The organism is Halomonas sp. ATBC28 (assembly GCF_005937175.1).
Classification (GTDB): domain Bacteria; phylum Pseudomonadota; class Gammaproteobacteria; order Pseudomonadales; family Halomonadaceae; genus Vreelandella; species Vreelandella titanicae.
In genome coordinates, this window is the sequence record NZ_VCQL01000020.1 from 12,353 (window position 1) to 37,965 (window position 25,613).

A 25,613-nucleotide genomic window follows, 5' to 3' on the forward strand; every position below is an offset into this window, starting at 1 on the left:
TAAACAAACGGGGCCAGCCCAAAAGGCCAGCCCCGCTTAACGCTACTATCGACTTACGCCGACCGTTTAGCCACCGAAATCATCCAACAGGATATTTTCCGGCTCAACGCCCATATCAAGCAACAACTTGATAACCGATGCGTTCATCATCGGCGGCCCACACATGTAGTACTCGCAATCTTCAGGTGCTGGGTGATCCTTCAGATAGTTTTCGTACAGCACATTATGGATAAAGCCTGTCGGCCCTTCCCAATTATCTTCCGGCTGAGGATCAGATAGCGCCAGGTGCCACTCAAAGTTAGGGAACTCTTCGGCTAACTGGTCGTACTCTTCGTTGTAGAAGGTTTCACGCCAGGAGCGAGCACCGTACCAGAAGGTAATCTTGCGATCAGACTTCAAGCGCTTCAACTGATCGAAGATGTGACTACGCATCGGTGCCATACCCGCACCACCACCGATAAAGATCATCTCGGCGTCAGTATCACGGGCAAAGAACTCACCGAACGGTCCCATTACGGTGACCTTATCGCCCTCTTTAAGGCTGAAGACATAAGTCGACATCAAGCCAGGCGGATGGTCAGTGCCGGGAGGCGGCGTGGCAATACGGATGTTAAACTTGAGGATACCCTTCTCGTCTGGGTAGTTCGCCATGGAGTATGCGCGAATCACTTCCTCGTTGTTCTTGTGGGAAATTTTGAACATATCAAATTTTTCCCAATCACCCCGATACTCCTCGTCGATATCAAAATCAGAGAACTTGATATCGTAAGGCGGTGCAACGAGCTGTACATAGCCACCGGCGCGGAAGGCGACTTCTTCGCCCTCTGGCAGTTTCAGGTTTAACTCTTTGATAAAGGTGGCAACGTTGGGGTTGGCAATAACCTCACATTCCCACTTCTTCACCCCAAAGACTTCTTCAGGCACTTCGACTTTCATGTCCTGCTTCACAGGTACCTGACAAGAGAGGCGCCAGCCCTCTTTTTTCTCACGCATCGTGAAGTGCGACTCTTCGGTCGGCAGAATAGAGCCGCCGCCCTCTTCAACCCGACACTTACACTGGGCACAAGAACCACCGCCACCGCAGGCGGACGAGAGGAAAATGCCGTTAGCGGCAAGCGTGTTTAGCAGCTTACCACCAGCCTGGGTCTTCAAAGTGTGCTCAGGGTCGCCGTTGACCTCAATGGTCACGTCCCCGCTACTCACAAGCTTGCTGCGCGCTGCCAGAATGATCGCCGTCAAGCTAATAACGATGACCGTGAACATGACAACACCGAGCAAGATGACTGTTGTATCAACCATGTCGGTTTCCTATTGCTGGAGGTTTTCTATTACCCGGCGATGTTTGCCACCGCCGGGAAAAACCGGCTCCGATTAAAGCTGAATGCCCGAGAAGGACATAAAGCCCAACGACATCAGCCCCACGGTGATGAAAGTAATGCCCAGCCCTTGAAGGCCACCCGGCACATCGCTGTACTTCAGCTTTTCACGAATACCCGCCAGGGCGGCAATGGCCAATGCCCAACCGGTGCCCGCGCCAAAGCCATAGACCACGGCTTCGCCAAAGTTATAGCTACGCTCCACCATGAACAGTACGCCACCCAGGATGGCGCAGTTAACGGTAATCAGCGGCAGGAAGACCCCTAGCGCGTTGTAGAGCGACGGTACGTACTTATCAAGGAACATTTCCATGATCTGTACCAGCGCCGCAATGACACCGATGTAGGAGAGCAACCCAAGGAAGGAGAGGTCGATGTTTTCAGCACCGCTAATACCGGTCCAGGTCAGCGCACCTTCCTGTAGCAAGAAGGTATAGACAAGGTTGTTAACCGGCACGGTGACGGTCAATACCACAATCACCGCAATGCCCAAGCCAATCGCTGAGGAGACCTTTTTGGACACCGCCAAGAAAGTACACATCCCCAGGAAGAAGGCCAGTGCCATGTTTTCAACAAACACCGAGGCAACAAAAAGACTCAGATAATGTTCCATGTTACACGGCCTCCTTGGGCTTGGTGTTTTCCTTCATTTTGAACTCATTATCTTCTACTTGCTCAGGGTTAACGGAACGCATTACCCAGATCAGTAGACCGATAATAAAGAACGCTGAAGGCGGTAGTAATAGCAAGCCGTTAGGCACGTACCAGCCACCATTTTGCACGGTCTGGAGGATGGTAATGCCAAATACGCTGCCCGAACCCAGCAGCTCACGGAAGAAACCCACCACCATGAGTACAAAGCCATAGCCTAGGCCGTTACCAATACCGTCTAAAAACGACATGCCCGGCGTATTGGACATCGCAAAGCCTTCAGCGCGGCCCATGACGATACAGTTAGTAATGATCAAACCCACAAATACTGAGAGCTGCTTAGACATCTCATAGGCATACGCCTTGAGAATCTGATCAACCACGATAACCAGCGAGGCAATAATGGTCATCTGCACGATGATACGGATCGAAGAGGGAATATGATTCCTGATCAACGATACGAACAAATTTGAGAATGCCGTTACGAAAATAACCGCCAGCGCCATAACGAGCGATACGCTCATACTGGTGGTTACCGCAAGTGCCGAACAGATCCCCAGAATTTGCAGCGCAATAGGGTTGTTCTGGAAAATCGGCGCTGTTAAAACGCCTTTTGCATTTACGTCCGCCATGATCAGGCCCCCTCAACGTCTTCGAAGTTGGTATCGGTCTCTTCGGCGTCTTCCGGCTCAGTGCCACTGCGGAATTTAGCCAAATAGGGACCGAAAGCTTCTTCGCTCAACCAGAACTGCAGCATATTAGTCACGCCGTTACTGGTCAGCGTAGCGCCAGATAGCGCATCGACTTCGTATTCGTCACTGGCGCCGCCTTTGGTCAGGTGAATCTCCGGTGAGAGGTCGCCCTCTTCATCGTAAATTTTCTTGCCTTCCCACTGGGCTTGCCAGCGCGGGTTGTTAACTTCTGCGCCCAAACCTGGCGTTTCACTGTGCTCGTAGTAGGTGATACTGACAATAGTATTGCCATCACCCTCTACGGCCAGGAAGCCACGCATCAAGCCCCAAAGCCCCTGACCACGAATCGGCAACACGATCTGTTCCGGATCGTCTTCACTGCCGACCAGATAAACAGTCGCGTAGTTTTCAACCCGTGAAAGGCCCGCGATGTCTTGATCGCCAGAAAGCGTGCGACCCGAGGCCGGGTCACGGGCAGCCTCAAAACTATCGTAGGTATCGGGATCGAACTCATCGGAGTACTCACCCGTATCCAGGTCAACGACCCGTGCGATGATCTCATCGCTAAACACCTCTTCAACGTCCATACCCGGCTCATAAAGCTTGGCAACGTTCAAGATGTTGGTTTTACGGTCGAGTTCCTGGTTAAGCTGCTGCATGGGTCGCAAGGCGACCGCCGCGGTCGAGACAATGACGGAGCACACGATACACAGTGCAAACGCCACAATCAGGACTTTCTTGATGGAGTTGTTACCTTGTGCCATTAGGCAGTCTCCTCGGCCGGTACGGCGGTTCGCTTCACGCGACGCTTGATGTTGGCCTGGACGAAGAAATGGTCAATCAGCGGTGCAAACAGGTTAGCGAACAGAATCGCCAGCATGATGCCTTCCGGGAAAGCCGGGTTCACAACGCGAATCAAAACAGTCATCACACCAATCAGCGCACCAAACAGCAGACGGCCTTGATTGGTCATCGACGCCGACACCGGATCGGTTGCCATGAAGACCATACCGAAAGCGAAACCGCCGATCACCAGATGCCAGTACCACGGCATGGCAAACATTGGGTTGGTATCAGAGCCGATTAGATTAAACAGCGTACTGGTCACCACCATGCCCAGGAGTACCCCCAGCATGATTCGCCAAGAGGCAATTCCCGTCCACAGCAACACAGCGCCGCCGATAAAGATGGCTAGTGTCGAGACCTCCCCGATCGAGCCAGGGATAAAACCGATGAAGGCATCCCACCAGCTAAAGGTGTCGGTCAACGCAGACATACCGTCCTGGAACGCTAGCGAGAGTGCAGTCGCACCAGTATAGCCATCAGCGGCAACCCATACAGAGTCACCAGAGATTTGCGCGGGATAGGCAAAGTAAAGGAATGCACGACCGGTCAGCGCGGGGTTCAAGAAGTTTTTACCCGTGCCGCCGAAGATCTCTTTACCGATCACCACACCAAAGGTGATACCCAAGGCAACCTGCCAAAGGGGAATGGTGGCGGGCAGTACCAGCGCGAAGAGTACGGAAGTGACGAAGAAGCCTTCGTTGACTTCGTGACCGCGCTTGATAGCGAACAGCACCTCCCAGAAACCACCGACCACAAAGGTGACCAGGTAGATAGGTAGGAAGTAGGTAGCGCCAAGGACAAAGTTAGCCCACAGGCTATTCGCATCATGACCGGACGACAGCGTCATCATAATCGCTTCGCGCCAGCCTCCCATAGAGGCATAGCCCGCATCAATTGCCGTGTTGGCCTGCCAACCAGCGCTCCACATGCCGAAAAACATCGCCGGAAAAGTACACATCCACACGGTAATCATGATGCGTTTAAGATCGATACCGTCACGCACATGCGCGGTGGTTTTAGCCACGCTCGGTGGCGTGTAAAAAATAGTATCTACCGCTTCAAACAGCGGATAGAACTTTTCGTACTTTCCGCCTTTGTGGAAATGCGGCTCGATATTTTGGAGTGTCTGTTGAATACCCATTATCAGGCCTCTTTCTCGATCATGGTGAGATTATCACGCAGGATGGGGCCATATTCGTATTTGCCAGGGCAAACATACGTGCACAGCGCCAGATCCTCTTCGTCCAGCTCCAAACACCCAAGCTGCATGGCAACCTCAATGTCGCCCACGATCAACGAACGCAATAGCTGAGTCGGCATGATATCTAGCGGCATCACCTGCTCATAGGCACCTACCGGCACCATAGCACGCTCGGAACCATTGGTAGAGGTCGTCGGAGCATAGTTGCTGAGCCCCTTAATCTTGGAGATATAAATACCCAAGACCGAGTGACGATTAGCACCAGGAGACAACCAACCCATAAACGTGCGCTTGTTGCCCTCTTCCAGCAAACTCACTTGATTGCTGAAGCGGCCAAGGTAGGTCAACTTACCTTCAGCGGCAAAGCCAGAGAATACCGAACCAGAAATTACGCGAGTGTCCTCGGGTTTGATGACTTCGTTGGTCAGGAGTTCATCTGTACTAGCGCCGACACGGGTACGAATCAGACGCGGATTTTCAGCACGCGGGCCACCAATGGCAACCACACGGTTCATATCCAGCTTCCCTTCTACAAACAACTTACCGAACGCAATAACGTCCTGGTAGCCGATATGCCACACTTTTTTGTGCAGTGCGACTGGAGAAAGGTAGTGAATATGCGTGCCGACAAGTCCCGCAGGATGAGGGCCGGCAAAGCTTTCGGTTTTTACGCCGTCAACATCGCCACCCGGGACTGAGGCATTTTCGCCCGTACATAAGAAGACGTTGCCCTCGGTCAGGCGCGCTAACACCTTGAGGCCATCCTCGAATGCCTGCGACTGCTCGTTAATGATCAACGCAGGGTCAGGGCTAAGTGGATGGGTATCCACGGCGGTTACAAAAATATCGGCCGGGGTGCTATCAATGGCCGGGGTGCGCGAGAAAGGACGAGTGCGCAATGCTGTCCAGAGTCCCGATTCTACCAGTTGGTCGACAACGACCTGACGTTCAAGCTGCGCTAAGGCATTACGATCATGAGCAGCGAATTCGACCGCTTCCTCAGTTTCGTCTACTTTAATTACGACAGACAGTAAACGACGTTTTTCGCCACGGTTTATTGCAAGCACTTCACCGGCAGCGGGCGCTGTATAGCGCACACCATCAATTTTCTTATCGGTGAAGAGCAATTGGCCCAGTTTGACCTTATCCCCTTCCTGGACTTCCATCGTCGGCTTCATGCCAACGTAGTCGGTACCCAGGATTGCCACGTGGCGCACAGGCCGCGCATCTTCAATACGCTGCTCGGGCGCTCCCGTGATGGGGAGATCCAGGCCTTTTTTGACTTCGATCATAGTCTCGCCCAGTTGTTGGATCGGATATACGAAGGTATGGGGTTCGAATGCTTATTTTCTGCTCAGCGAATTGTTATTTTCTGCTCAGATTGTTACCAGTCCGGCCCAAGCAGCACTTGAACCACCCCGAAAAATCCATCGTATTATAAAGATAAGCGCGTCCAATGACCACATCCCTGATGACCACCAAAAGTGCTATATACATTGGCAAAAGATGAGATTGAGACCAAAAAAACGCCACCCGAAGGTGGCGTCAACGCATTCTCTTAGCTCTAACACCCGGCATGCGGGCTTTGCTAAGTTTAACTAGCGAGGAAGTTTTAAAAACCGTACGTTAGACATTTGCTGCAAAATACGTACAACCTGGCAGCTATAACCGAACTCATTGTCATACCACACATAAATGACCGCATGATGGCCGTTGGCGATGGTAGCTTTAGCATCCACGATACCGGCATGACGATTGCCCACAAAGTCTGACGACACCACTTCTGCTGAATCGACAAAGTCAATTTGCTTCTGGTAGGCAGACTCGATCGACATACGGCGCAAGTAGTCATTTAGCGCTACAGCATCTGTCGCTTTATCCAGGGTCAGATTGAGAATGGCCATAGAGACATTAGGGATTGGCACACGAATGGCGTTGCCGGTCAGCTTTCCCTCTAGCTCAGGTAGCGCTTTCGATACGGCCTTGGCTGCTCCTGTCTCGGTCAATACCATATTCAGCGCCGCACTACGGCCACGACGGTCACCTTTATGGTAGTTGTCGATCAAGTTCTGGTCGTTGGTATAGGCATGCACGGTTTCCACATGCCCATTCACCACACCGTACTCGTCGTTGAGTACCTTCAATACCGGAACGATCGCATTGGTAGTGCAAGAGGCAGCAGAGACGATGAGATCGCTGTCGCCAATGGATTCGTGGTTAATACCGTAAACGATGTTTTTAATATCGCCTTTACCCGGTGCCGTTAGCAGCGCTTTGGCAGCACCTTTACACTGCAGATGCTGGCCCAAGCCCTCTTCATCGCGCCAGATACCGGTATTATCAACAATCACCGCGTTATCGATATCATACTCGGTGTAGTCAATCTCACTGGGCGAATCGGCGTAAATAACCTGAATAACATTGCCGTTGACCGTCAGCGTGCGGGCCTCTGCATCGACCATGATGGTGCCGTCAAAAGGCCCATGTACTGAGTCACGACGCAGCAGGCTGGCGCGCTTCTCAAGGTCTTTAGCCACATCGCCACGGCCACGCACCACAATAGCGCGCAAACGCAGCAGATTACCGCCCCCGGCCTTCTCTATCATCACTCGTGCCAGTAAACGACCAATACGACCAAAACCGTAGAGCACCACGTCTTGCGGCTCACCGGTGCTAGCCCCCGGCTGGTAGCCATCAATAACCTCTTGCAGCTCTTTACGCAGGAAGGCTTCGACATCGCCACCGCCTCGGTTCTTGAACATCACCGCCAGCTTACCTACATCCACATGGGCGGGGCCAAGGTTCAAAGCGACCATCCCCTTCACGATAGAGTAGGTATCCTCAACGGAGAGCTCAGTCCCTTCTATTTTACGCACGAAGCGGTGGTCTTTAAGAATGCGGATGACCGACCGTTTAATAAGTGAACGCCCGAACATGGTGGCAACGACGTTATTCTGACGATAGAGCTGCCCTACTAACGGGATCATCTGCTCCGCCAAGGCTTCGTTGCCTTGCCATTCTTGAAAAACGTTTTCGAGCGCTTGCTGACTCACGTGCGGCCTCATCAGGTAGTGGGAACGGAGAGTGTATTATCCGGGGCAAGCGCAGCGGTCGCAATGACTGGATAGTCGCACAACATGTAGGGGTATTACAGAAATGCCAATCTCACTACAAAACCTCTTTCAGTACAGATTAACCCGCTACCTTAAGCCGCGGCACTCTAACTGAAACGGGTGATCGTGTATGATCTCCCTTCCGTTTCAGCGCAAAACGATATCTTGCTTATGCCGACATTCTCTCTGCTCGAACCGCCCCAGCCCCAAGGGACTCGCGATACGCTCTACTGGACATCGCCGCCGGGTAGCGCGACTGCGCTGGCACTCTCCCGCGTTGCTGCGAAAGCTCCGCTATTGGTGATCACTCCCAATACGGCCAGCGCGCAGCGTCTTGAACAAGATCTCTATTTTTATAGCGACGTACCGGTACTGCCCTTCCCCGACTGGGAAACGCTGCCCTACGACAGCTTTTCACCCCATCAGGATATTGTCTCGGCGAGACTGCGTACCCTGCGCCAACTGCAAGATGGCGTGCGCGGCATTGTGCTGGTGCCGATCAACACGTTGATGCAGCGCTTGCCCCCGGTTGAGTACATTGCCGGGCGGGTCATGACACTCAAAACTGGCGAGCGCTTGAATCGCGAAGCGTTTCGGGAATCGCTCTCCCGAGCGGGCTATCGCGCTGTCGAAACGGTCTATGAGCCCGGCGAATACGCCATGCGCGGCGCGCTGATTGACCTGTTTGCGATGGGTATGGATGAGCCGATCCGTATTGATCTGTTCGATGACGAGATCGATTCGCTGCGCCACTTCGACCCTGGCAGCCAGCGCTCGACTGATAAGCTTGAATCGCTAGAATTGCTACCCGCCCACGAGTACTCGCTAAGCCGCAGCGCGATTGCCTGTTTTCGTGAGCAGTTTGAAACCCTGTTCGACGTTGATCCGCGGCAATGCCCTCTTTATAACGATGCGTTGAAAGGCATTCCTTCACCGGGGCTTGAGCACTATTTACCACTGTTTTTTGAACACACCGCATCGCTGTTTGACCACCTGACCGACGATACACGAGTCGCACTGCTGCCGGGAGTTTTTGCTGCCGCCGAGCAGCACTGGCAGTCGATCGACGCTCGCTACGTAAACTTGGGCGTTGACCCAACCCGCCCGCTGCTGCCACCGCACCGAGCGTTTTTCCCGGTCAACGATGTATTCTCGGCAATCAAAGCCTGCCCGCGAATAGAGTTAACCGAGGATAGCGAGCAGCGCCATGCGCAACAGCCTGAAGCCGCACCGCTTCCCACACTCTCTATTAATGCCCGCGCCAAGCAGCCATTGGCGGAGCTGTCAGCATTTTTGCACTCCCATGCCCAAACCCGGGTGCTGTTTGTGGCGGAGTCGCGGGGTCGCCGGGAAGCCCTGGAAGAGATCCTGTCGCCACTTCAGCTCTCGCTTCCGCATACCGATAGCTTCCACGACTTTCTCGCTAGCGATCATACCTATGCAATTACGGAAGGTTTGGTCGACAGCGGCTTATGGCTAAATAATCCAAGTATTGCGGTAATTAGTGAAACCGAGCTGTTTGGTGACGTGGTACGTCAGAGCCGTCGGCGCGAAAAAGCCACGGATGACAATGAGCTTGCAGTACGCCACTTGTCGGAGCTGCGCGAAGGTGCGCCAGTGGTTCACCAGGCCCACGGCGTGGGCCGCTATTTAGGGCTGGAAACCTTAGAGGCCGGTGGCCAGGCAAATGAGTTCCTGGCGCTCTCCTACGCCGATGGTGCCAAGCTTTATGTGCCTGTCGACAGCCTGCATATGATCTCCCGTTACAGCGGGGCCGGTGACGAACTGGCCCCGCTGCATAAGCTCGGTTCGGACCAGTGGGAAAAAGCCCGCCGCAAAGCCGCCGAAAAAATTCGCGATACCGCCGCAGAGCTGCTGGATGTCTACGCCCGCCGGGAAGCCCAGCAAGGGGTGGTCTATGAGGCGCCAGGCGAGGAGTATCTGCGTTTTGCGGGTAACTTCCCATTTGAAGAGACCGCTGACCAGCACGCGGCGATTGAAGCGGTCATCAGCGATATGACCTCCCCGCAGCCCATGGATCGCGTGGTGTGCGGCGATGTCGGCTTCGGCAAAACCGAAGTGGCCATGCGCGCGGCATTTTTGGCCGTACAGTCTGGCCGCCAAGTGGTGGTATTGGTGCCCACTACGTTGTTGGCGCGCCAGCACTTCGAGAACTTCCGTGACCGCTTTGCTGACACCGCCGTCAATATTGGCCTGATCTCGCGCTTTACCAGCGGCAAAGAGGTCACCCAGACACTAGAGAGCATTAAAAGCGGCCAAACGGATATCGTCATCGGCACCCATAAACTGCTCGCCAAAAGCGTTGAGCTGCCCAAAATGGGCCTGCTGATCATCGATGAGGAGCACCGCTTCGGGGTGGCGCAAAAAGAGAAGCTCAAAACGCTGCGTGCCGAAGTCGATATTTTGACGCTGACCGCGACCCCTATTCCGCGCACGCTCAATATGGCCATGAGCGGCATCCGTGATCTGTCGATTATCGCTACGCCGCCCGCCCGTCGTCTGTCGGTTAAAACCTTTGTTCAGCAGCACGACACCAGTATCATCAAGGAAGCCCTGCTACGTGAAATACTGCGTGGTGGGCAGGTCTATGTACTGCATAACGAAGTCAAAACCATTGAAAACAGTGCCGAACAGATTCGTGAACTAATCCCCGAAGCGCGGGTAGCGGTTGCCCACGGCCAGCTTCCCGAGCGCAGCCTGGAACGCATTATGTCGGACTTCTACCACCGACGCTTTAACGTGCTGGTGTGTTCGACCATCATTGAAACCGGCATTGATGTACCCAGCGCCAACACCATTATTATCGAACGTGCTGATAAATTTGGCTTGGCCCAGCTGCACCAGCTGCGGGGCCGGGTCGGCCGTAGTCACCATCAGGCGTACGCCTACCTATTAACGCCACCGCCCAAAGCGATGACCCGTGATGCTATCAAGCGTCTGGAAGCAATTAGCGCTTCGGATGATCTAGGCGCTGGCTTTACCCTGGCCAGCCACGATATGGAAATCCGTGGCGCGGGTGAACTGCTGGGGGATGAACAGAGCGGCCAGATGGAAACCATCGGCTACACCCTCTATATGGAGATGCTGGATCGAGCGGTGAAGGCCATTCGCGCGGGTAAAACGCCCAATATCGATGCCCCCTTCAATACCGGCGTGGAAATCAACCTCAACCTGCCTGCGCTGATTCCAAGTGATTATATTCACGATGTTCAGCAGCGCCTGGTGATGTACAAGCGGATTGCCAACACCCAGAGCGATAGCGAACTTAAAGAGTTACAGGTTGAGCTGATCGACCGCTTTGGCTTGCTGCCCAACCCGGTGAAAAACCTGATTCGCCAGACCAAGCTGCGCCACCGTGCCGAGCAACTGGGAATCAGCAAAATCGAGGCTGGCGAGAGCCGCGGTAGAGTATTGTTTGATAGCAGCACCCAGGTGGATCCCTTAACCCTGGTGACCCTCATTCAGACGTCACCAAAGCACTATCGTTTAGATGGCTCTGACACCTTACGGTTTGAATTACCAATGGAAAGTGTCGACAAGCGCTTCCAGCAACTTGAAAACCTACTTAGCACCCTTAACCAAAAAGTAGCGGCGGCGTGAAGCTTGGGGCAAACTTGCCAGTAGCCATGGCCCAGTTGATCAACAGCCGTTTATTGATCCCAGTGGCCCAGCAACGCGCATCAGCAGTGAATTAACACATTAGGAACGATCATGAACATTCGCAATACCTTTACCCTTTGGGGCCCTACCAGCTTGGCCGTGCTACTCGCCGCTAGCCTGGTGAGCCCCGCTTTTGCGCAACCAGCTAACGAGCAAGCCGACAGCCCAACACAGGCGCAAGAGCAGCAGACTCAAGAAAGCTCAGAAGAATCGCCAAAGGCGCAAGCACAGGAAATCAGCATAGACGCCGTCGATAGCGCCGCTCAGGTTGCTGATCAGGATGAGCTACCCCGTGGTCACTTCCGCCTACCCGAAGAAGGCGATGTCATTGGCGAGCGCTACACCGTCGTTGTCGAAGACCCCAAGCAGACGCTGATCGATATCGCCCGACGCCACAACATTGGCTATGAAGAGATTCGCATGGCCAACCCGGGTGTCAGCCTCTGGGTACCTGGCGTAGGTACCGAAGTGGTGATCCCCGCCCAATACATTCTTCCGCCTGCGCCGCGGGAAGGCGTTGTCATTAACCTTTCTGAGCTACGTCTCTACTACTACCCTGCCGACAAACCCGGCATCGTCGAAACCTACCCGGTTAGCGTGGGGCGTGAAGAGTTCGCTACCCCCGTAGGCATCACCCGCACCACGGTTAAGGTTAAAGACCCCGCCTGGGCTCCACCGGCATCTATGCGTCGCGAAGCAGCCGAACGCGGCGAACCAGCGCCTTCCGTGGTACCGCCCGGCCCTAACAACCCCTTGGGCGAGCACGCAATTCTGCTGGCCATGCCGAGCTATCTCATTCACGGTACCAACCGCCCTGATGGCGTCGGTATGCGCGTTAGCCGTGGCTGTATCCGCATGTACCCGGAAGATATCAAATCGCTCTACGAGCGTTTGCCTAGCGGTACTCAGGTCAACCTGATGGATGCACCGTTCAAAGCGGGCTTTGCAGCCGATGGCACGCTGTTTGTGCAATCTTTCCCACAGCTGGAAGAGAACGCGGAAGGCTTTGAGCCACTGCTTAATGCCCTTGAACGCGTCACTGAGCTAACTGGCAGTGACGTTGAAATAGACGCGGATCAGATTCAGCGCGCCGTAGAAGCTCCTGACGGCCAATTTATCGCGCTATATGGCCCTCAGGCTCCCGAGCCAGAACCAGAGCCTGTTGAGCTGATTGACGAGCTTAAGCTCAGCGCCGCCACTGACGACGATAAAGACGCTTAACCGAACACCTAGCAACAAAAAACCCCGCCAAGGCGGGGTTTTTGCGTAGCTAGTATCAAAACCTACTGGTCTGACGCTTTAACGTACAGCGCCTTACTACGGCATATTAACTAACTACAGCTTTCTTCCAGCAGCTGCTGAGAGAGTCAGACGACTCCCTCAGCAGCCCAAGCAGAATTACTTCTGCATGGAACGCTGGAACATACGGTTCATTTCTTCACGGTTCTGCTCAGACATCTGCAGAGCAGCCTGCGCGTCGCGCTGGGCTTGGTTTGCAGTGTTCATAGCTTGTGAAGCCATGCTGCGTGCTTCTGCAGCGTCAGCCTGTGCAGATTCTGCAGTCATGCGAACTTCTTCCAGCGCGCTGGTAGAAGCACAACCAGCAAGAATTGCCAGAGAAGCGGCAGCAGCAGTCATCTTCAGAGTAGTTTTCAGAGTCATAATGTTCTCCTTGAGTCGTCCTTGGGTACTACGTTAAGGGTATGACAAAGGTAAGGCTAGTCACTTAAATTAGAATAAGTTCTTAGCTTAAATTTGTCTACCTGCGGTGCAGGTTCTTTTCAGTGACTTGTGCTGCAAAGCACGCAAGTCAAACGCTGTTTTATAATAGACCACAGCGGTTGTCTATAGCCACTTGTTTAAAACCTCGAACTTCCATCAACGGCGTTAGCTTAACGGATCACTACCCGAGTGCCAACACCCACTAGCGCTGCCAGGCGATCGATTTGATCGTTGGTAACGGCAACACACCCCTGGGTCCAGTGATAGCGCCCATGAATATCGGGGTCTGCGCTACCCAGGCCATGAATTCCAATCGCCCCACCCAGTGCGGTATTTTGCGGGGGGTGACCATAACGTCGATAGTAGTCGAAGTAGTCATCATAATCAGCTTGGGTATAAATCCCTTTTTCCAGCGCCATTCTAGCGTGCGCTGGGGTTGGGTAATCAATGCCTATGAAGGTACGCCACTGGCTTTCGTAATTAAAACGGTTGACATGAAACTCCCCCATGGGAGTCACATTATCGCCGCGAACCCGTTGGGTTTTAGCCCCAGCACGGCCAAGTGATATGGGCGCAAACCGCTCCAGCAGCGCGTTACCCCGAAACACGCTAAGGGTGGCCTCTTTATCGTCCACCAGCACCCACAGTTCGTTGCTATGACGCGGCACATGAGCGCGACTCAGTATCGTTTCTACGAGATCAGTGGCGGTATCCTGACTGGGCGCAGTAACAGCAGCACTGGCCACGGCTGGCAAGCTCAACACCATGGCTAAAAATCGACGGCGATTAACTAAAAACATGACAGCTCTCGAAACAAGTTAGCCCGCGATTGACCGACTCTGCGCGTCTGGTGGCTGTTATACCCTATTCCCACATTCGCCGTTAGCAATTTCGTCATGTACACGACTGACGCCCCGAAGAGCAGTAACCGATAATCCACTAGTAGAGACCCCATCAAACGCCCTGAAACTCTTCCATACTCGCCATTATATTGCGTATCTCGGAATTATGTCCTTGAGCCAGGGCATTGAAAAACTCCTCTTCAGGCTCAATTTTCGCTCGTGCCGCGCGATGCTCGTAGAGCGCTTGAAGGCGCTGATGCGACGATGTGGCAGTTCTCATCGCATCCTCTATCGAGCCGGTGATGGTTTGTTCCGACAAGCGATCCAACTCAGGCGGCTGGGGGAAATCGCTGGAATCATCGAACCATAACTCCAGCACTTCTGAATGGTCAGAGCCATCGTGGAAGAGATCTTCAAGCCCCGTTTTCATTTTTAGCTCACGGCTGGCCAAGTAATTAAACGCCATCTCTAAGCGCTGATTCTCAGCATCCTCAGCGGCTTCGCTATACTGTCGCGCCATCCGGGCATGAAAACCCGCCGCCCATTCGATTAAATCTTTCACCTGGTTATAGCGCATCATGATCTCCTTTCTTAACGACTTGAGCGATGCATAACAATAAACACTACCACTCCAGGCTAGTTTCGCGCAGCGCGCCTATTTCACGCTTGGCCGCCTGAAGATTATCCAGTAACTGCTGGCGCAAACCGGCCTGATTACCCACGGCAATCATAGCGGGGTTGTGAGTTTCGCGCCGCGCAGCACCTTCGTCACTATGTAGGCGCTCAAGTTGCCCCTCCAACCAGTTCAGCCAGCTTTCCGGCTGGGCTTTCAAGTCGCGCAGACGTTGCAGCTCGGCCAAGGCAGGGCCATCCTGGGCCAGCAATACAGTCCAGCGATGCTCCGACAGCCGAGCGTGTTCAGTAACTTCGCGCAGTAACGACTCAAGCGCCAGCTCAAAAAGCGCCAGCGCACTCTCTTCCAACGCCATCTGCCGCGCAGAAGCATGCTCATCACTTCCCGCGGGCAAGGTGACTAATAGCTCCGCCTGATAGAGCAGCTGGTTGGTTCGTGACCGTGCATTCACTTGCGTTTGTCCTCCACGTGCCATTTACCGGCATCAAACATGGCTTTCCAGCCTGTGGCCTTGCCCTCCTCGTCGGTCATCACGTACTGCTCTTTGCTCTTCCGCGAGTAGCGGATTTGCGCCGGGCGACCATCCGGATCTTCACTCGGCGCTTTAAGAATGAAGTGATACTTTTCGGGCAGCTCATCGGCGTGCGCTTTCAGCTCTTTCACCAGCGGCGGCCGTGTTTCACGATTTTTAGGGAACTTGCTGGCAGCCAAAAACAGCCCGCTTGCGCCATCACGCAGCACGTAATGGTCGTCAACTTTTTGGCAAGCCAGTTCCGGCATCGGGATCGGGTCCATTTTTGGCGGCGCCACTTCGCCGCTTTTCAATAGCTTACGGGTGTTTTTACATTCGCTATTGGTACAGCCAAAATACTTGCCAAAGCGGCCTGACTTCAACTGCATCTCAGAGCCGCACTTATCGCACTCGATGATCGGGCCGTCGTAGCCTTTGATCTTGAATTTGCCGCTTTCAACTTCGTAGCCGTCACAATCGGGGCTGTTACCACAGATGTGCAGCTTACGCGTTTCATCGATTAGGTAGTTGTCCATCGCCGTGCCACACTTGGGGCAGCGACGCTTGGCACGCAGCGCATTGGTTTCGGCCTCTTCTCCCGCGTCTTCGGCCACCGCCTCTTCACCAGGAATCAGGTCAATGGTGGTTTTACAACGCTCTTTGGGCGGCAAATTGTAGCCACTACAACCCAGGAAAACCCCGGTGGAAGCGGTACGAATTTGCATATGACGACCACAGCTTGGGCAGTCGATATCCGTTGGCACCGGCTGATTGGGGCGCATGCCATCTTCGCTCTCAGCCTTGGCCAGCTCTTCACGGAATTCTTCGTAGAAGGCATCCAGCAGCGCCTGCCAGTTGCGTTCGCCTTCGGCGACCTCATCCAGACTATCTTCCATGCGGGCAGTGAACGAGAAGTCCATCAAATCAGGGAAGGACTCTTTCAACCGCTCGGTGACGATATCGCCCAGCTTTTCGGCATAGAAACGACGGTTTTCCAGCTTCACATAGCCGCGATCCTGGATCGTTGAGATGATTGAAGCGTAGGTTGACGGTCGGCCAATGCCCTGCTTTTCAAGCTCTTTGACCAGGCTTGCTTCGGTGTAGCGTGGTGCTGGCTTGGTAAAGTGCTGCTGAGGATCGAGCGCTTCCAGTGCCATAGGCGTACCTTTTGGCAAGTCCGGTAAGCTCTGATCTTCATTTTTACCACTAGGCTTCATCACCCGGGTATAACCATCAAACTTCAGTACACGTCCTTTGGCACGTAGCTCGTAGCCATCGACTTCAACACTCAGCGTGCTTGAAAGGTACTCTGCAGGGGTCATTTGGCAGGCCACAAATTGACGCCAGATCAGCTCGTAGAGACGCTCGGCATCCCGCTCCATTCCGGCCAGATCGGAAGCCTTACGCTCGACACTGGAAGGGCGAATCGCCTCATGGGCCTCTTGAGCACTCTCTTTGCTGCTATAACGATTAGGTGCTTCGGGCAGGTAGCGTTCGCCGAACTCTTCACCGATATAGCTACGCACACCCTCAACCGCATCTTTCGATAAGTTGGTGGAGTCGGTACGCATATAGGTGATGTAACCCGCCTCATAGAGGCGCTGAGCCATGGTCATGGTTTTCTTCACAGAAAAACCTAACCGGCCACTCGCCGCTTGCTGCAGCGTAGAGGTAATAAAGGGTGCCGTGGGCTTTGAACTGGTGGGTTTGTCTTCCCGTGAGGTAATCGCCAGCTTGGCTTTTCTAAGCTGCTCAATACGCGCAAGGGTGTCTTTTTCGGAGGTAGGCTTAAAGGCCTTGCCATCCTGACGAACCAGGGCAAAACGCACCAGTTCACCCTCAGGAGAGGCCAAATCCGCGTGCACATCCCAAAACTCTTCAGGAATAAAGGCACGGATTTCGCGCTCGCGCTCAACAATTAGACGTACCGCGACTGACTGTACGCGGCCAGCCGACAGCCCGCGCGCTACTTTCGCCCACAGTAGAGGCGAAAGCATAAAGCCCACAACGCGATCCAGGAAACGCCTTGCCTGCTGCGCCTCTACCCGGGGGATATTGAGCGCGCCAGGCGCCTTGAAAGCGTCTTGAATCGCGTTTTTGGTGATTTCGTTGAACACCACGCGTTTGTAACGGCTGTCATCGCCACCGATGGTCTCGCGCAGGTGCCAAGCAATGGCTTCCCCTTCGCGATCCAAATCCGTTGCGAGGTAGACAGCGTCAGCCTTCTCAGCCAGCTTCTTTAGCTCGGCAACGACTTTCTCTTTTCCAGGCAGCACCTCATAGCGGGCTTCCCAGCCGTTGTTGGGGTCAATCCCCATCCGCCGAATCAGCTGATCTTGGCTTTTACGTTTTTTATATTCTTCTTTCTCTTCCGCCGACATCTTGCGTGTCGCTGCGGCCTGGCGCGCGCGCTCCTTGGGGTCGGAGGCTGCCTTACCTGAGCCGCTGGTCGGCAGGTCACGAATGTGGCCCACGCTCGACTTCACGATGAAATCGTTGCCGAGATATTTGTTAATCGTCTTCGCTTTCGCTGGCGACTCGACGATGACCAGTGACTTGCCCATAGTGCTCCACTTTCCTAATGCACGGACTGTCTAGCGCGTGCTCTGAATTCGGTGCCGTATCGACGGGCTGAAACTGCCCGTTAAAAAAGATACGGATGAAAAAATGCGCCTACCCTACCCCAGCCCTTAGCTAAGCGCCAGTGGCAACCAAGCCGTAGGGAGAATCCATAGACTTTAGACAACCAGGGTTATATTTCAGACAAATAGTAGCTAGACACTAGACTGCCACCGACATTACAGCAACCCAAAAGGTAATCAGGCAAACAAAGCGCCCCCACCAAATAGGCGGGGGCGCAATGAGCTAATGTACTGATTTAGCGTTTAGGCGGCGTCTTTTTACGTCTGGTAGTGCTGGTGGGTTTAGCCGCCGGCTCACTGGCCGACTCGCTAGTCGCAGCAGATTTAGACGATGACTCCTTAACCACAGACTCCTCATTCACCACGGGCTGCTCCTTGGCCACTGGCGCAGACGAAGTCGTTTGCGTTTCGGCCAGCTTAGCAGTAGCAGCTTTGGGCTTAGCGGCAGGCTTAGTTGTCGCAGCCGCTTTGCTGGCCGTCGGCTTGCTCGCAGCCGGCTTATTCGCTACCGATTTGCGGGGTCTTGCCTTATCAAACAACACTTTAATTTGAGCAAAGCGCTCAGCAGCATGCTCTGAAAGATCGCCGCTGGCGGCAAACACATGCTCAAGGTGGCTAATATAGCCATCGACATCATCGTTGCTGCTACCTGCTAGCAAAGTAGGCAGCGAATTCAACGCCTGCTCACGATCCAGCTTCAAGATAAAGAACTGCTCGCGCACCAAGTTTTTAAAATCACTCAGTTCGATACCAGGCTCAAGCTCCGCACGGGAGGCGCGTAGCCGCTTAAAGTTACGCTCATCTGTAGCTGGGGCGCCACCGAGCACATAGATAAGCGAGCGCATAACCGCTTCATGGGCACTGCCCTTAGCAATTTTCTCTCGCAGTTCTTCCTGACGCTGTTCAATAAAGCGACGGTGCTCGGGCTCTGCCCCTGGACGGCGGCGGTGTACATGGGCATCGCCATACAGACCGACAGCAGCCTGCAATAGCGGCTGGCCGTAGATATCCATAAACATTTTTTCGGTGCTGCTATCCCGCAAATCGCGCATCGCATTGAGGCTGGCGACCAGTTGATCAGACCCCATGGTTTCAAGCGTTTTGAACAGATTATCTTTTGATACTGGGTGACGATTTTTGCGCACTGCTTCCGCCATTACCGGTAGCGGCACCGAAAGTGGATTACGATCAGAAAGCAGTTTGTAGCCCAAACGAATAGGGTGCATACGACGGATCAAGCGGGCAGCCTCCGGTGTCATGATGGCTTTTAGCCACGGCTGCAAAAAGAGCCGATACATCCCCAAATTGATTTCTGAGATCCGCGCCACGGTGGCAAAACGACGATCATCCTCTGGCTTGTGCATTACTGCCTGGTCTAACTCTTCAAAGTTACGCGGCATAAATTCGAGCAGATAATCCCGCTCGAACAGCTCAGCGTCTTCACCCTTCTCTGCCGGAGATATGGAGGTTTCGTACAGCCCAGGCGGCAGTACGTCGATGTAATCCATATTGGCGGTGAATTCGGTATGCTCTTTGCGCGATACGCTGCCCGAAACAAATATACCTAGATGGCCGGTCGTATCATGCTGGCAATAGACGATGGTTTGCTCATTGGCAATGATGTCATCGGTGTTTGCATATAAATCACGAATCCACCCCAATGCTTGAGGCGGCGGAGTAATGTCATCCCCACGCGAACAGAACACAACCACCGGCGAACGCACATTACGCAGGTCGATTCGGCGGCCATCATGGGTGACCAGCTGCGCGGTAGAGAGCCGATTACCGACAAATAGATTATCGACGATATACTGAATCTCTTCACCGCCTAATACGACGTGACCACCCCACCAACGCTCAAAATCGAGGTATCGGCCCGCTTCGGTATCGATATTGTCGTAAAGGTGATACTGCTTTTTCCAGTAGGTATTAGCCGGGTTGAGGCGCTCGAAGTTCTGCACCAGCCACGCCCCGTCAAACAGGCCGTCGCCAATATCACTGGTGAGTGCCGTAATCCAGCTGCCTCCCGCCATCCCGCCGGTATAGCGCATGGGGGCTTTGCCGTGTTCACCAGCCCAGTAGGAGAGTGGCGCGCCAGCAATCAGGATAGGGCCAAAAACGTCAGGCTCCAAGGCAGCCGCCATCATGATCTGCCAGCCCGCCTGGCAATTGCCCACCACCATCGGTTTTTCAGTCGTTTCGGGATGCAGCTCAATCACATGGCGCAAAAAAGCGATCTCCGACTCGACCACATCCTCAACGGTTTGGCCTGGCTCAGGAAACGGTAAAAAACCAATAAAGTAGCAGGGGTGCCCCGCTTTAAGCGCCACGCCCAACTCACTGTCCGGCTTAAACCCTCCAATCCCTGGCCCATGCCCCGCACGTGGGTCAACCACTACAAACGGGCGCTTTTGCAGATCAATTTCTGTCCCTTCGTGGGGCAACACACGCAACAGTTCGTAGTTGGTTGGCCGCGGCAGCGTCCGACCATCCATCAGCACTTCGGTATCGAACCCCAACACATTGGGCTTGGTTTGCTCCATATGCTCGAGGTACTGATTACCGCGTTCGCGCATAACGTCCAGATAGAGAACGCTGCGCTCCATGCTATCGCGCCAGTAACCAAAGGCTGCACGCCCAAACCCGAAAGGATCGAATAATGAAGCGATCGCCTCACTTCCAGGTATGGCTGTGGAATCATTTTGTTGCTTCAACCATGCGCTAGTGAAAGCGTTAGCAGGAAACATAGTCTTGGCGAGTGGGTTAGCAAGAAAGTTCATAGGGTCTCCCGTTGGGTTGATGCACAGGCATCAGACCCGAAAGCAATGATGCTGCAATGCAATATAGTCTAGGCCACTATGCGCACGGCGTCGATCTTTAACCCTGGCAATTACGCCTTATGTGACTAATGAAGTCCTGTTTAGGCAGTCTAAAAGATTCAGTGTTAGCATGCTTTGCCCTGGCGATGAAGCCTGATTTTGATATTAGTTAAAGGGTGCTCACTACGAGGTTTTTATGTCATCCCCCAATCTGCTCAATCGCCTAACATTTCGGCAACTCCAGGTCTTCCAGGCGGTGCATCGGCAGCGCTCCTACTCTCGTGCAGCTGAGCAACTGGGACTGACCCAGCCAGCAGTCAGCGCGCAAATACGGCAGCTTGAGTTGGCACTGGGTCAGCCTCTGTTTAATTATGCGGGTAAAACGCTTCACACGCTTCCCGCCGCCGATACCCTCGCCCACTCAGCGCGCGAAATTTTTGGCCAACTGTCACGGCTGGAAATGAACCTATCGGATATTAACGGCAAAATAAGCGGCGAACTCAACATCGCAGCGGTTTCCTCAGCCCAATATGTGGTGCCTTATTTACTTGCCCGCTTCCGTGCTCACTATCCCGAAGTACATGTCCGCTTAAAGGTATGCAATCGCTGCCAGGCACTCGATCGATTGGCTGAGCAGCAGGACGACTTGGTTATCATGGCCATGGTGCCTGAAGACGATCGCTTGGTAGTGATGCCGATTATTGATAACGAACTGATCGCCGTCGTCTGGCCCGAGCATCCGCTACTTTCGATGCCGCAACCCTCCTTAGCAGACTTTGCGCGCCATTACGTGCTAATGCGCGAACCCGGTTCCGGCGTACGCAACGCTTTTGAGCAGATGGCGGCCAGTCAGCAGGTCGCCCTTCCCCACTGTATTGAGTTAGGTACCAATGAAGCGATTAAAGGGGGCGTCATGGCTCACTTAGGTGTTGCCGTGCTGCCGAGTTTGGCGGTGCAGCTGGAGCTTGAGCAGGGGTTACTGTTTGAGCTGGGGTTGCCCGACTTTCCCATCCACCGCTCTTGGTGCACGGTCTATACGCGGGAGCGCTTACCCACTCCGGTCGCCGAGCTATTTTTGAGTTTCATCCGTGAACACTTACCCGACTATCGCCGTCACTTTCAGGCGCCCGCCAGCCCCTTACCCAGCCATGGGGTAGCCTGTTTGCCGATACTTCCCTCCTGAAGGCGAGTGATGGCTTACGGTGTCTTGTTGGCAGCGAGATATGTTACATTAGCCATCATTAGCACGATAAAATATTGAGCAAACTTCGTATTAACCAGGTATCAATAGGCAGGCTTGGAACAGGGTTAAACCTTTTTTACGCCTTCGGCCTACCGCACAGAAGAGAGGCTCTGTCACTATGAGCAATAACCCCTCGCAGCGCGTGTCCAGCGGTGAAAAATACCGTAATGAACATGGCATGTCGGTGATCAAGGATGGCATGAAGCAGCGCAAAGCGCAGCCAGAGGCCCCTTCTGTTGAGCTTGAGCGCAAACCCAAGTGGCTGCGAGCACAGATTCCAGGTGGCGAGCGTTTTGAAGCGGTCAAGAAAAACGTCGCGACCCATCGATTAAGCACTGTTTGCGCTGAATCCCACTGCCCCAATATGGGCGAGTGCTGGAGCAACGGCACGGCCACTATCATGCTGATGGGCTCGGTATGTACCCGCGCCTGTCGGTTCTGCGCAGTAGACACCGGCAACCCCCAGGGCTGGCTTGACCACGAAGAGCCTGAAAACACGGCCAAATCTGTAGAGCTCATGGGGCTGCGTTATATCGTACTGACTTCAGTTGACCGTGACGACCTCGACGATGGCGGCGCAACCCACTACGCCAACTGCATTCGCGCGATCAAAGCGCGCACACCCGAGGTGGTAGTCGAAGCCTTGACGCCCGACTTTGATGGTGACCTTGCCGCTATCGAACGCGTCGTCGATTCAGGCCTACAGGTATTTGCCCAAAATGTGGAGACCGTGGAACGCCTGACAGGCCGAGTGCGTGACCGGCGGGCAGGTTACCGCAAAACCCTCGATGTCCTTGCTCATGCCAAGCGCTACCGCCCAGATATCATCACCAAAACCAGCCTGATGCTGGGCTTGGGTGAAACCGACGAAGAGATTTTGCAAACGTTTGATGATTTACGTGAGATCGGCGTCGATATTGTCACGCTTGGCCAGTACCTTCGCCCGACCAAAAATCACCTGTCGGTTGAGCGCTGGGTAACGCCTGAAGAGTTTGATCGCTACCGCGTGATTGGCCTGGAAAAAGGCTTTATGGAAGTGCCCTCTGGCCCGCTGGTACGTTCAAGCTACCGCGCTGATCGCGTGTTTGAGAAAAACAATCTGGGGCTCGCCTCACCTGCCGCGATTCCCGGTCAGGAGCAAGAAGCAAACCCCAATATTATTCCAGCGCTCAACGTAGGATAGGCTTAAATTAAGCGTTCTACGGGGCTTGCTAATATGTATGGAGCGGGTTTTAAGACCCGCTTTATAAGCCTCGTTTTTTTGAACCGTTTTTTTAATAAAGGTGACCCAATTTTTACAGTGGCGTGTTCTCGACACTGACCAATTCGCGGTTTAGCCGTTTAGCTAGCGCCTCGGCCAGCTGCTCACCCACCCGATGATCCCCTGGCAACGAGACGAGGTCAGCCAACTTCGCCATGGGCATACCTGCATAGCCGCAGGGGTTAATGCGCAAAAAAGGCGTCAGGTCACCGTTTACATTCAGCGCCACGCCGTGAAAGCTCGCCCCCCGCCGAATACGCAGACCCAGTGAGGCAATCTTCGCCTCACCCGCTTCTGTCATCACATAAACCCCTGGAGCATCGGGCCAAGCTCGGGCGCTCACGCCATAGTGGCTCAAGACGTCAATCACGGCATTCTCCAATGCAGTGACTAAATCGCGCACGCCAATTTTTCCCCGCCGTACATCCAGCAGCGGGTACAGCACCACCTGCCCTGGCCCGTGATAAGTGACTTGCCCCCCCCGATCAACGTGCACCACCGGAATATCGCCGGGCAGCAGCAGGTGTTCGGGCTTGCCAGCCTGGCCTTGGGTAAACACCGGGTCATGCTCGACCAACCAGAACTGATCAGGGGTTTGCGCATCCCGTGTATCGGTTAGCGTGCGCATAGCTTCCCACACTGGCAGGTAGGCTTGGTGACCCAAATCGTGCAACTCAATCGGCACGGTGTTTTCCACGGTTACACCACCATATGCACACGGCCAGTAGCCTTGAGGTCGTCGAACAACTCTTTAATATGCTGCTCTCCGGTCGCTCTAATCACCACACGTACCGATTGAAAACGGCCATTGCGGCTATCGACCACCTGCATTGCCGTTGCATCGAAGTCAGGGTCATGGCGCACAATCACCTGGCACACACAGGCAGGAAAATCTTCGGCCGCATCGCCGACAACTTTTAACGAGTAATCACATGGGAAAGTGATTTTAGGCGGCTCCTGAGCCGCCGGTTGGCGCAAATCACGAAGTCCCGGAGCACCTTTTTTCATAACAAACCTATTTCGTAAAGACTGATTTTCACAAAGACTGGGTTCATCACAGATATACGCTAGAACCCATCAACCTACCGGCTGTAAGTCTATAATCAATCCGTAAAATTACTAATCAGATTACTAAAGAAGCGCTGCACCTGATCGAACAAGCGCTTAAAGAGACCACCCTCTTCGATGTTTTCCAGCGCCACTAAGCGGCGCTCACCGACCACTTCATCACCTAAATGCACTTCCAGCGTACCAACCTCGTCGCCAATGGCAATCGGTGCCTGTAGGTCTGGATTGAGGTTTAGGCGCGCACGCAGCTCTTCGTTGCGGTTGCGTGGCAGGGTCATAAAGACTTCTTCATCGACACCAACACGCAGCTCATTGATATCGCCGCCCCAAACCCGCGGCGTTGCCAATACGGCACCGCGCTCATAGAGCTTCATGGTTTCGAAAAAGCGGAAACCGTAGCTGAGCAGCTTTTGGGTTTCTTGAGCGCGTGCTTCATCAGAGTTGGTGCCCATCACTACGGAAATCAAGCGCATATCGTCACGCTTAGCTGAAGACACCAGACAGAACCCCGCCTCCGTTGTCCAGCCGGTTTTCAGGCCATCCACCGAAGGGTCACGCCACAGCAAACGGTTGCGGTTGGGCTGATCAATACCGCCATAGGAAAACGTACGATGGGAGTAGATTTCGTAGTGATCAGGGTAATCATTAATAATGTGCTGGGATAAACGCGCCAAGTCATGGGCCGTTGAGTAGTGATTGTCGGCGGGCAAGCCAGTGGCGTTCTGGAAGTTGGTGTTATTCATGCCCAACCGCGTGGCATGCTGATTCATCAGATCGGCAAAGGGCACCTCACCACCCGCCAAATGCTCTGCCATGGCGACACTGGCATCGTTGCCCGACACAATTATGATACCGTGGAGTAAATCATCCACCGAAACCTGATCACCCACCTCAATAAACATTTTCGAGCCGCCGGTGCGCCAGGCATTCTCGCTAATATTAACCATATCAGTGAGCTTAATGGTGCCACGATTGAGCTCACGCTCTACCAAATAGGCGGTCATCAGCTTGGTTAAACTTGCTGGTGGCAAACGTTCATCGGAATTATGCTCGGCCAAGATACGGCCACTGTTAGCATCCATCAGAATCCACGAACTTGCCGCTAACTGAGGGGCTGAAGGGATAATGGTTTGCGGCTGCGGAATTACCGGCTGAGGCGTTGGCTGGGCACTGGCAGGCACAGCAACCGTCGCCATGGCAGCGAAGAGGCACAGGCGTGCAGAGCGACCAATGGATGTAAACACGTTCATAACGTCAGTCTCACTTACTTGAAAGCTTACTTGAAAAGCTTATTTTAAAAAACGGCGGCGC

General features: G+C 53.9%; 20 protein-coding genes. 4 read left to right on the plus strand and 16 right to left on the minus strand.

Annotated features, from left to right (window positions below; genetic code table 11):
* Positions 1 to 66: 66 nt before the first annotated feature.
* From nqrF to E0L35_RS20070, 7 genes are all read right to left on the minus strand, one after another.
* A complete protein-coding gene (gene nqrF / locus E0L35_RS20040; protein WP_009286983.1) occupies positions 67 to 1,299 on the minus strand; it encodes an NADH:ubiquinone reductase (Na(+)-transporting) subunit F in 1,233 nt (410 codons plus the stop codon).
* A gap of 72 nt (positions 1,300 to 1,371) precedes the next feature.
* The gene (gene nqrE / locus E0L35_RS20045) at positions 1,372 to 1,989 is read right to left on the minus strand and encodes an NADH:ubiquinone reductase (Na(+)-transporting) subunit E (protein ID WP_009286984.1); all 618 of its coding nucleotides are present in this window, start codon (positions 1,987 to 1,989) and stop codon (positions 1,372 to 1,374) included.
* Between the two features lies 1 nt (position 1,990).
* Positions 1,991 to 2,659 (minus strand): NADH:ubiquinone reductase (Na(+)-transporting) subunit D, encoded by a 669-nt coding sequence (locus E0L35_RS20050; protein WP_009286985.1) that lies wholly within the window; start codon positions 2,657 to 2,659, stop codon positions 1,991 to 1,993.
* Between the two features lie 2 nt (positions 2,660 to 2,661).
* Positions 2,662 to 3,483 (minus strand): Na(+)-translocating NADH-quinone reductase subunit C, encoded by an 822-nt coding sequence (locus E0L35_RS20055; RefSeq protein ID WP_009286986.1) that lies wholly within the window; start codon positions 3,481 to 3,483, stop codon positions 2,662 to 2,664.
* Positions 3,483 to 4,706 (minus strand): NADH:ubiquinone reductase (Na(+)-transporting) subunit B, encoded by a 1,224-nt coding sequence (locus E0L35_RS20060; protein WP_022523175.1) that lies wholly within the window; start codon positions 4,704 to 4,706, stop codon positions 3,483 to 3,485. The genes E0L35_RS20055 and E0L35_RS20060 overlap by 1 nt, the downstream gene beginning before the upstream one ends.
* Before the next feature lie 2 nt (positions 4,707 to 4,708).
* Entirely contained in the window at positions 4,709 to 6,058 is a 1,350-nt protein-coding gene (locus E0L35_RS20065) for a Na(+)-translocating NADH-quinone reductase subunit A (protein WP_022523174.1), read from the minus strand.
* A 306-nt stretch (positions 6,059 to 6,364) separates the two neighbouring features.
* Positions 6,365 to 7,819, minus strand: a complete 1,455-nt coding sequence (locus E0L35_RS20070; RefSeq protein ID WP_022523173.1) for a glyceraldehyde-3-phosphate dehydrogenase — start codon at positions 7,817 to 7,819, stop codon at positions 6,365 to 6,367.
* Between the two features lie 231 nt (positions 7,820 to 8,050).
* Between E0L35_RS20070 and mfd the strand changes: the two genes are divergently transcribed.
* Together mfd and E0L35_RS20080 are read left to right on the plus strand one after the other, a co-directional pair.
* Positions 8,051 to 11,500, plus strand: a complete 3,450-nt coding sequence (gene mfd / locus E0L35_RS20075) for a transcription-repair coupling factor (protein WP_022523172.1) — start codon at positions 8,051 to 8,053, stop codon at positions 11,498 to 11,500.
* 111 nt (positions 11,501 to 11,611) lie between these two features.
* On the plus strand, positions 11,612 to 12,781 hold the full coding sequence (locus E0L35_RS20080) for a L,D-transpeptidase family protein (RefSeq protein ID WP_022523171.1): 1,170 nt from the start codon (positions 11,612 to 11,614) through the stop codon (positions 12,779 to 12,781).
* 177 nt (positions 12,782 to 12,958) lie between these two features.
* Here the strand turns inward: E0L35_RS20080 and E0L35_RS20085 are convergent, their stop codons facing one another.
* The 6 genes from E0L35_RS20085 to E0L35_RS20110 all read right to left on the minus strand — a co-directional run bounded on the left by E0L35_RS20085 (position 12,959) and on the right by E0L35_RS20110 (position 20,691).
* Complete coding sequence (locus E0L35_RS20085; protein WP_022523170.1) at positions 12,959 to 13,222, minus strand: Lpp/OprI family alanine-zipper lipoprotein; 264 nt, start codon at positions 13,220 to 13,222, stop codon at positions 12,959 to 12,961.
* A 230-nt stretch (positions 13,223 to 13,452) separates the two neighbouring features.
* Entirely contained in the window at positions 13,453 to 14,082 is a 630-nt protein-coding gene (locus tag E0L35_RS20090; RefSeq protein ID WP_022523169.1) for a L,D-transpeptidase, read from the minus strand.
* Positions 14,083 to 14,236: 154 nt separating this feature from the next.
* Positions 14,237 to 14,701 carry a hypothetical protein gene (locus tag E0L35_RS20095; protein WP_022523168.1) on the minus strand — a complete coding sequence of 155 codons (465 nt, stop codon included), beginning with the start codon at positions 14,699 to 14,701 and terminating at the stop codon, positions 14,237 to 14,239.
* Between the two features lie 46 nt (positions 14,702 to 14,747).
* On the minus strand, positions 14,748 to 15,209 hold the full coding sequence (locus tag E0L35_RS20100; RefSeq protein ID WP_022523167.1) for a DUF6586 family protein: 462 nt from the start codon (positions 15,207 to 15,209) through the stop codon (positions 14,748 to 14,750).
* Positions 15,206 to 17,833: a type I DNA topoisomerase gene (gene topA / locus E0L35_RS20105; protein ID WP_022523166.1), complete on the minus strand. Its 2,628-nt coding sequence runs from the start codon at positions 17,831 to 17,833 to the stop codon at positions 15,206 to 15,208. Before topA ends, E0L35_RS20100 begins: the two co-directional genes overlap by 4 nt.
* Before the next feature lie 314 nt (positions 17,834 to 18,147).
* The gene (locus E0L35_RS20110) at positions 18,148 to 20,691 is read right to left on the minus strand and encodes a DUF3141 domain-containing protein (protein WP_022523165.1); all 2,544 of its coding nucleotides are present in this window, start codon (positions 20,689 to 20,691) and stop codon (positions 18,148 to 18,150) included.
* A gap of 235 nt (positions 20,692 to 20,926) precedes the next feature.
* On the opposite strand from E0L35_RS20110, the gene E0L35_RS20115 reads away from it, so the two are divergent.
* Together E0L35_RS20115 and lipA are read left to right on the plus strand one after the other, a co-directional pair.
* Positions 20,927 to 21,913, plus strand: coding sequence for a LysR family transcriptional regulator (locus E0L35_RS20115; RefSeq protein ID WP_022523164.1), 987 nt, complete (start codon positions 20,927 to 20,929; stop codon positions 21,911 to 21,913).
* Positions 21,914 to 22,091: 178 nt separating this feature from the next.
* Entirely contained in the window at positions 22,092 to 23,156 is a 1,065-nt protein-coding gene (lipA, locus tag E0L35_RS20120) for a lipoyl synthase (RefSeq protein WP_022523163.1), read from the plus strand.
* Between the two features lie 112 nt (positions 23,157 to 23,268).
* Here lipA and lipB read toward each other — a convergent pair whose 3' ends face one another.
* The 3 genes from lipB to E0L35_RS20135 form a co-directional block, all read right to left on the minus strand.
* The gene (lipB, locus tag E0L35_RS20125; protein WP_022523162.1) at positions 23,269 to 23,931 is read right to left on the minus strand and encodes a lipoyl(octanoyl) transferase LipB; all 663 of its coding nucleotides are present in this window, start codon (positions 23,929 to 23,931) and stop codon (positions 23,269 to 23,271) included.
* Positions 23,932 to 23,933: 2 nt separating this feature from the next.
* Complete coding sequence (locus E0L35_RS20130; protein ID WP_022523161.1) at positions 23,934 to 24,242, minus strand: DUF493 domain-containing protein; 309 nt, start codon at positions 24,240 to 24,242, stop codon at positions 23,934 to 23,936.
* Between the two features lie 95 nt (positions 24,243 to 24,337).
* Positions 24,338 to 25,552, minus strand: coding sequence for a D-alanyl-D-alanine carboxypeptidase family protein (locus E0L35_RS20135; RefSeq protein WP_022523160.1), 1,215 nt, complete (start codon positions 25,550 to 25,552; stop codon positions 24,338 to 24,340).
* Positions 25,553 to 25,613 lie beyond the last annotated feature (61 nt).

Coding starts and splice junctions, on each gene's coding strand:
- nqrF (WP_009286983.1), bottom strand. CDS start 1,299: ATGGTTGATACAACAGTCATCTTGCTCGGTGTTGTCATGTTCACGGTC.
- nqrE (WP_009286984.1), bottom strand. CDS start 1,989: ATGGAACATTATCTGAGTCTTTTTGTTGCCTCGGTGTTTGTTGAAAAC.
- E0L35_RS20050 (WP_009286985.1), bottom strand. CDS start 2,659: ATGGCGGACGTAAATGCAAAAGGCGTTTTAACAGCGCCGATTTTCCAG.
- E0L35_RS20055 (WP_009286986.1), bottom strand. CDS start 3,483: ATGGCACAAGGTAACAACTCCATCAAGAAAGTCCTGATTGTGGCGTTT.
- E0L35_RS20060 (WP_022523175.1), bottom strand. CDS start 4,706: ATGGGTATTCAACAGACACTCCAAAATATCGAGCCGCATTTCCACAAA.
- E0L35_RS20065 (WP_022523174.1), bottom strand. CDS start 6,058: ATGATCGAAGTCAAAAAAGGCCTGGATCTCCCCATCACGGGAGCGCCC.
- mfd (WP_022523172.1), top strand. CDS start 8,051: ATGCCGACATTCTCTCTGCTCGAACCGCCCCAGCCCCAAGGGACTCGC.
- E0L35_RS20080 (WP_022523171.1), top strand. CDS start 11,612: ATGAACATTCGCAATACCTTTACCCTTTGGGGCCCTACCAGCTTGGCC.
- E0L35_RS20085 (WP_022523170.1), bottom strand. CDS start 13,222: ATGACTCTGAAAACTACTCTGAAGATGACTGCTGCTGCCGCTTCTCTG.
- E0L35_RS20090 (WP_022523169.1), bottom strand. CDS start 14,082: ATGTTTTTAGTTAATCGCCGTCGATTTTTAGCCATGGTGTTGAGCTTG.
- E0L35_RS20095 (WP_022523168.1), bottom strand. CDS start 14,701: ATGCGCTATAACCAGGTGAAAGATTTAATCGAATGGGCGGCGGGTTTT.
- topA (WP_022523166.1), bottom strand. CDS start 17,833: ATGGGCAAGTCACTGGTCATCGTCGAGTCGCCAGCGAAAGCGAAGACG.
- E0L35_RS20110 (WP_022523165.1), bottom strand. CDS start 20,691: ATGAACTTTCTTGCTAACCCACTCGCCAAGACTATGTTTCCTGCTAAC.
- E0L35_RS20115 (WP_022523164.1), top strand. CDS start 20,927: ATGTCATCCCCCAATCTGCTCAATCGCCTAACATTTCGGCAACTCCAG.
- lipA (WP_022523163.1), top strand. CDS start 22,092: ATGAGCAATAACCCCTCGCAGCGCGTGTCCAGCGGTGAAAAATACCGT.
- E0L35_RS20130 (WP_022523161.1), bottom strand. CDS start 24,242: ATGAAAAAAGGTGCTCCGGGACTTCGTGATTTGCGCCAACCGGCGGCT.
- E0L35_RS20135 (WP_022523160.1), bottom strand. CDS start 25,552: ATGAACGTGTTTACATCCATTGGTCGCTCTGCACGCCTGTGCCTCTTC.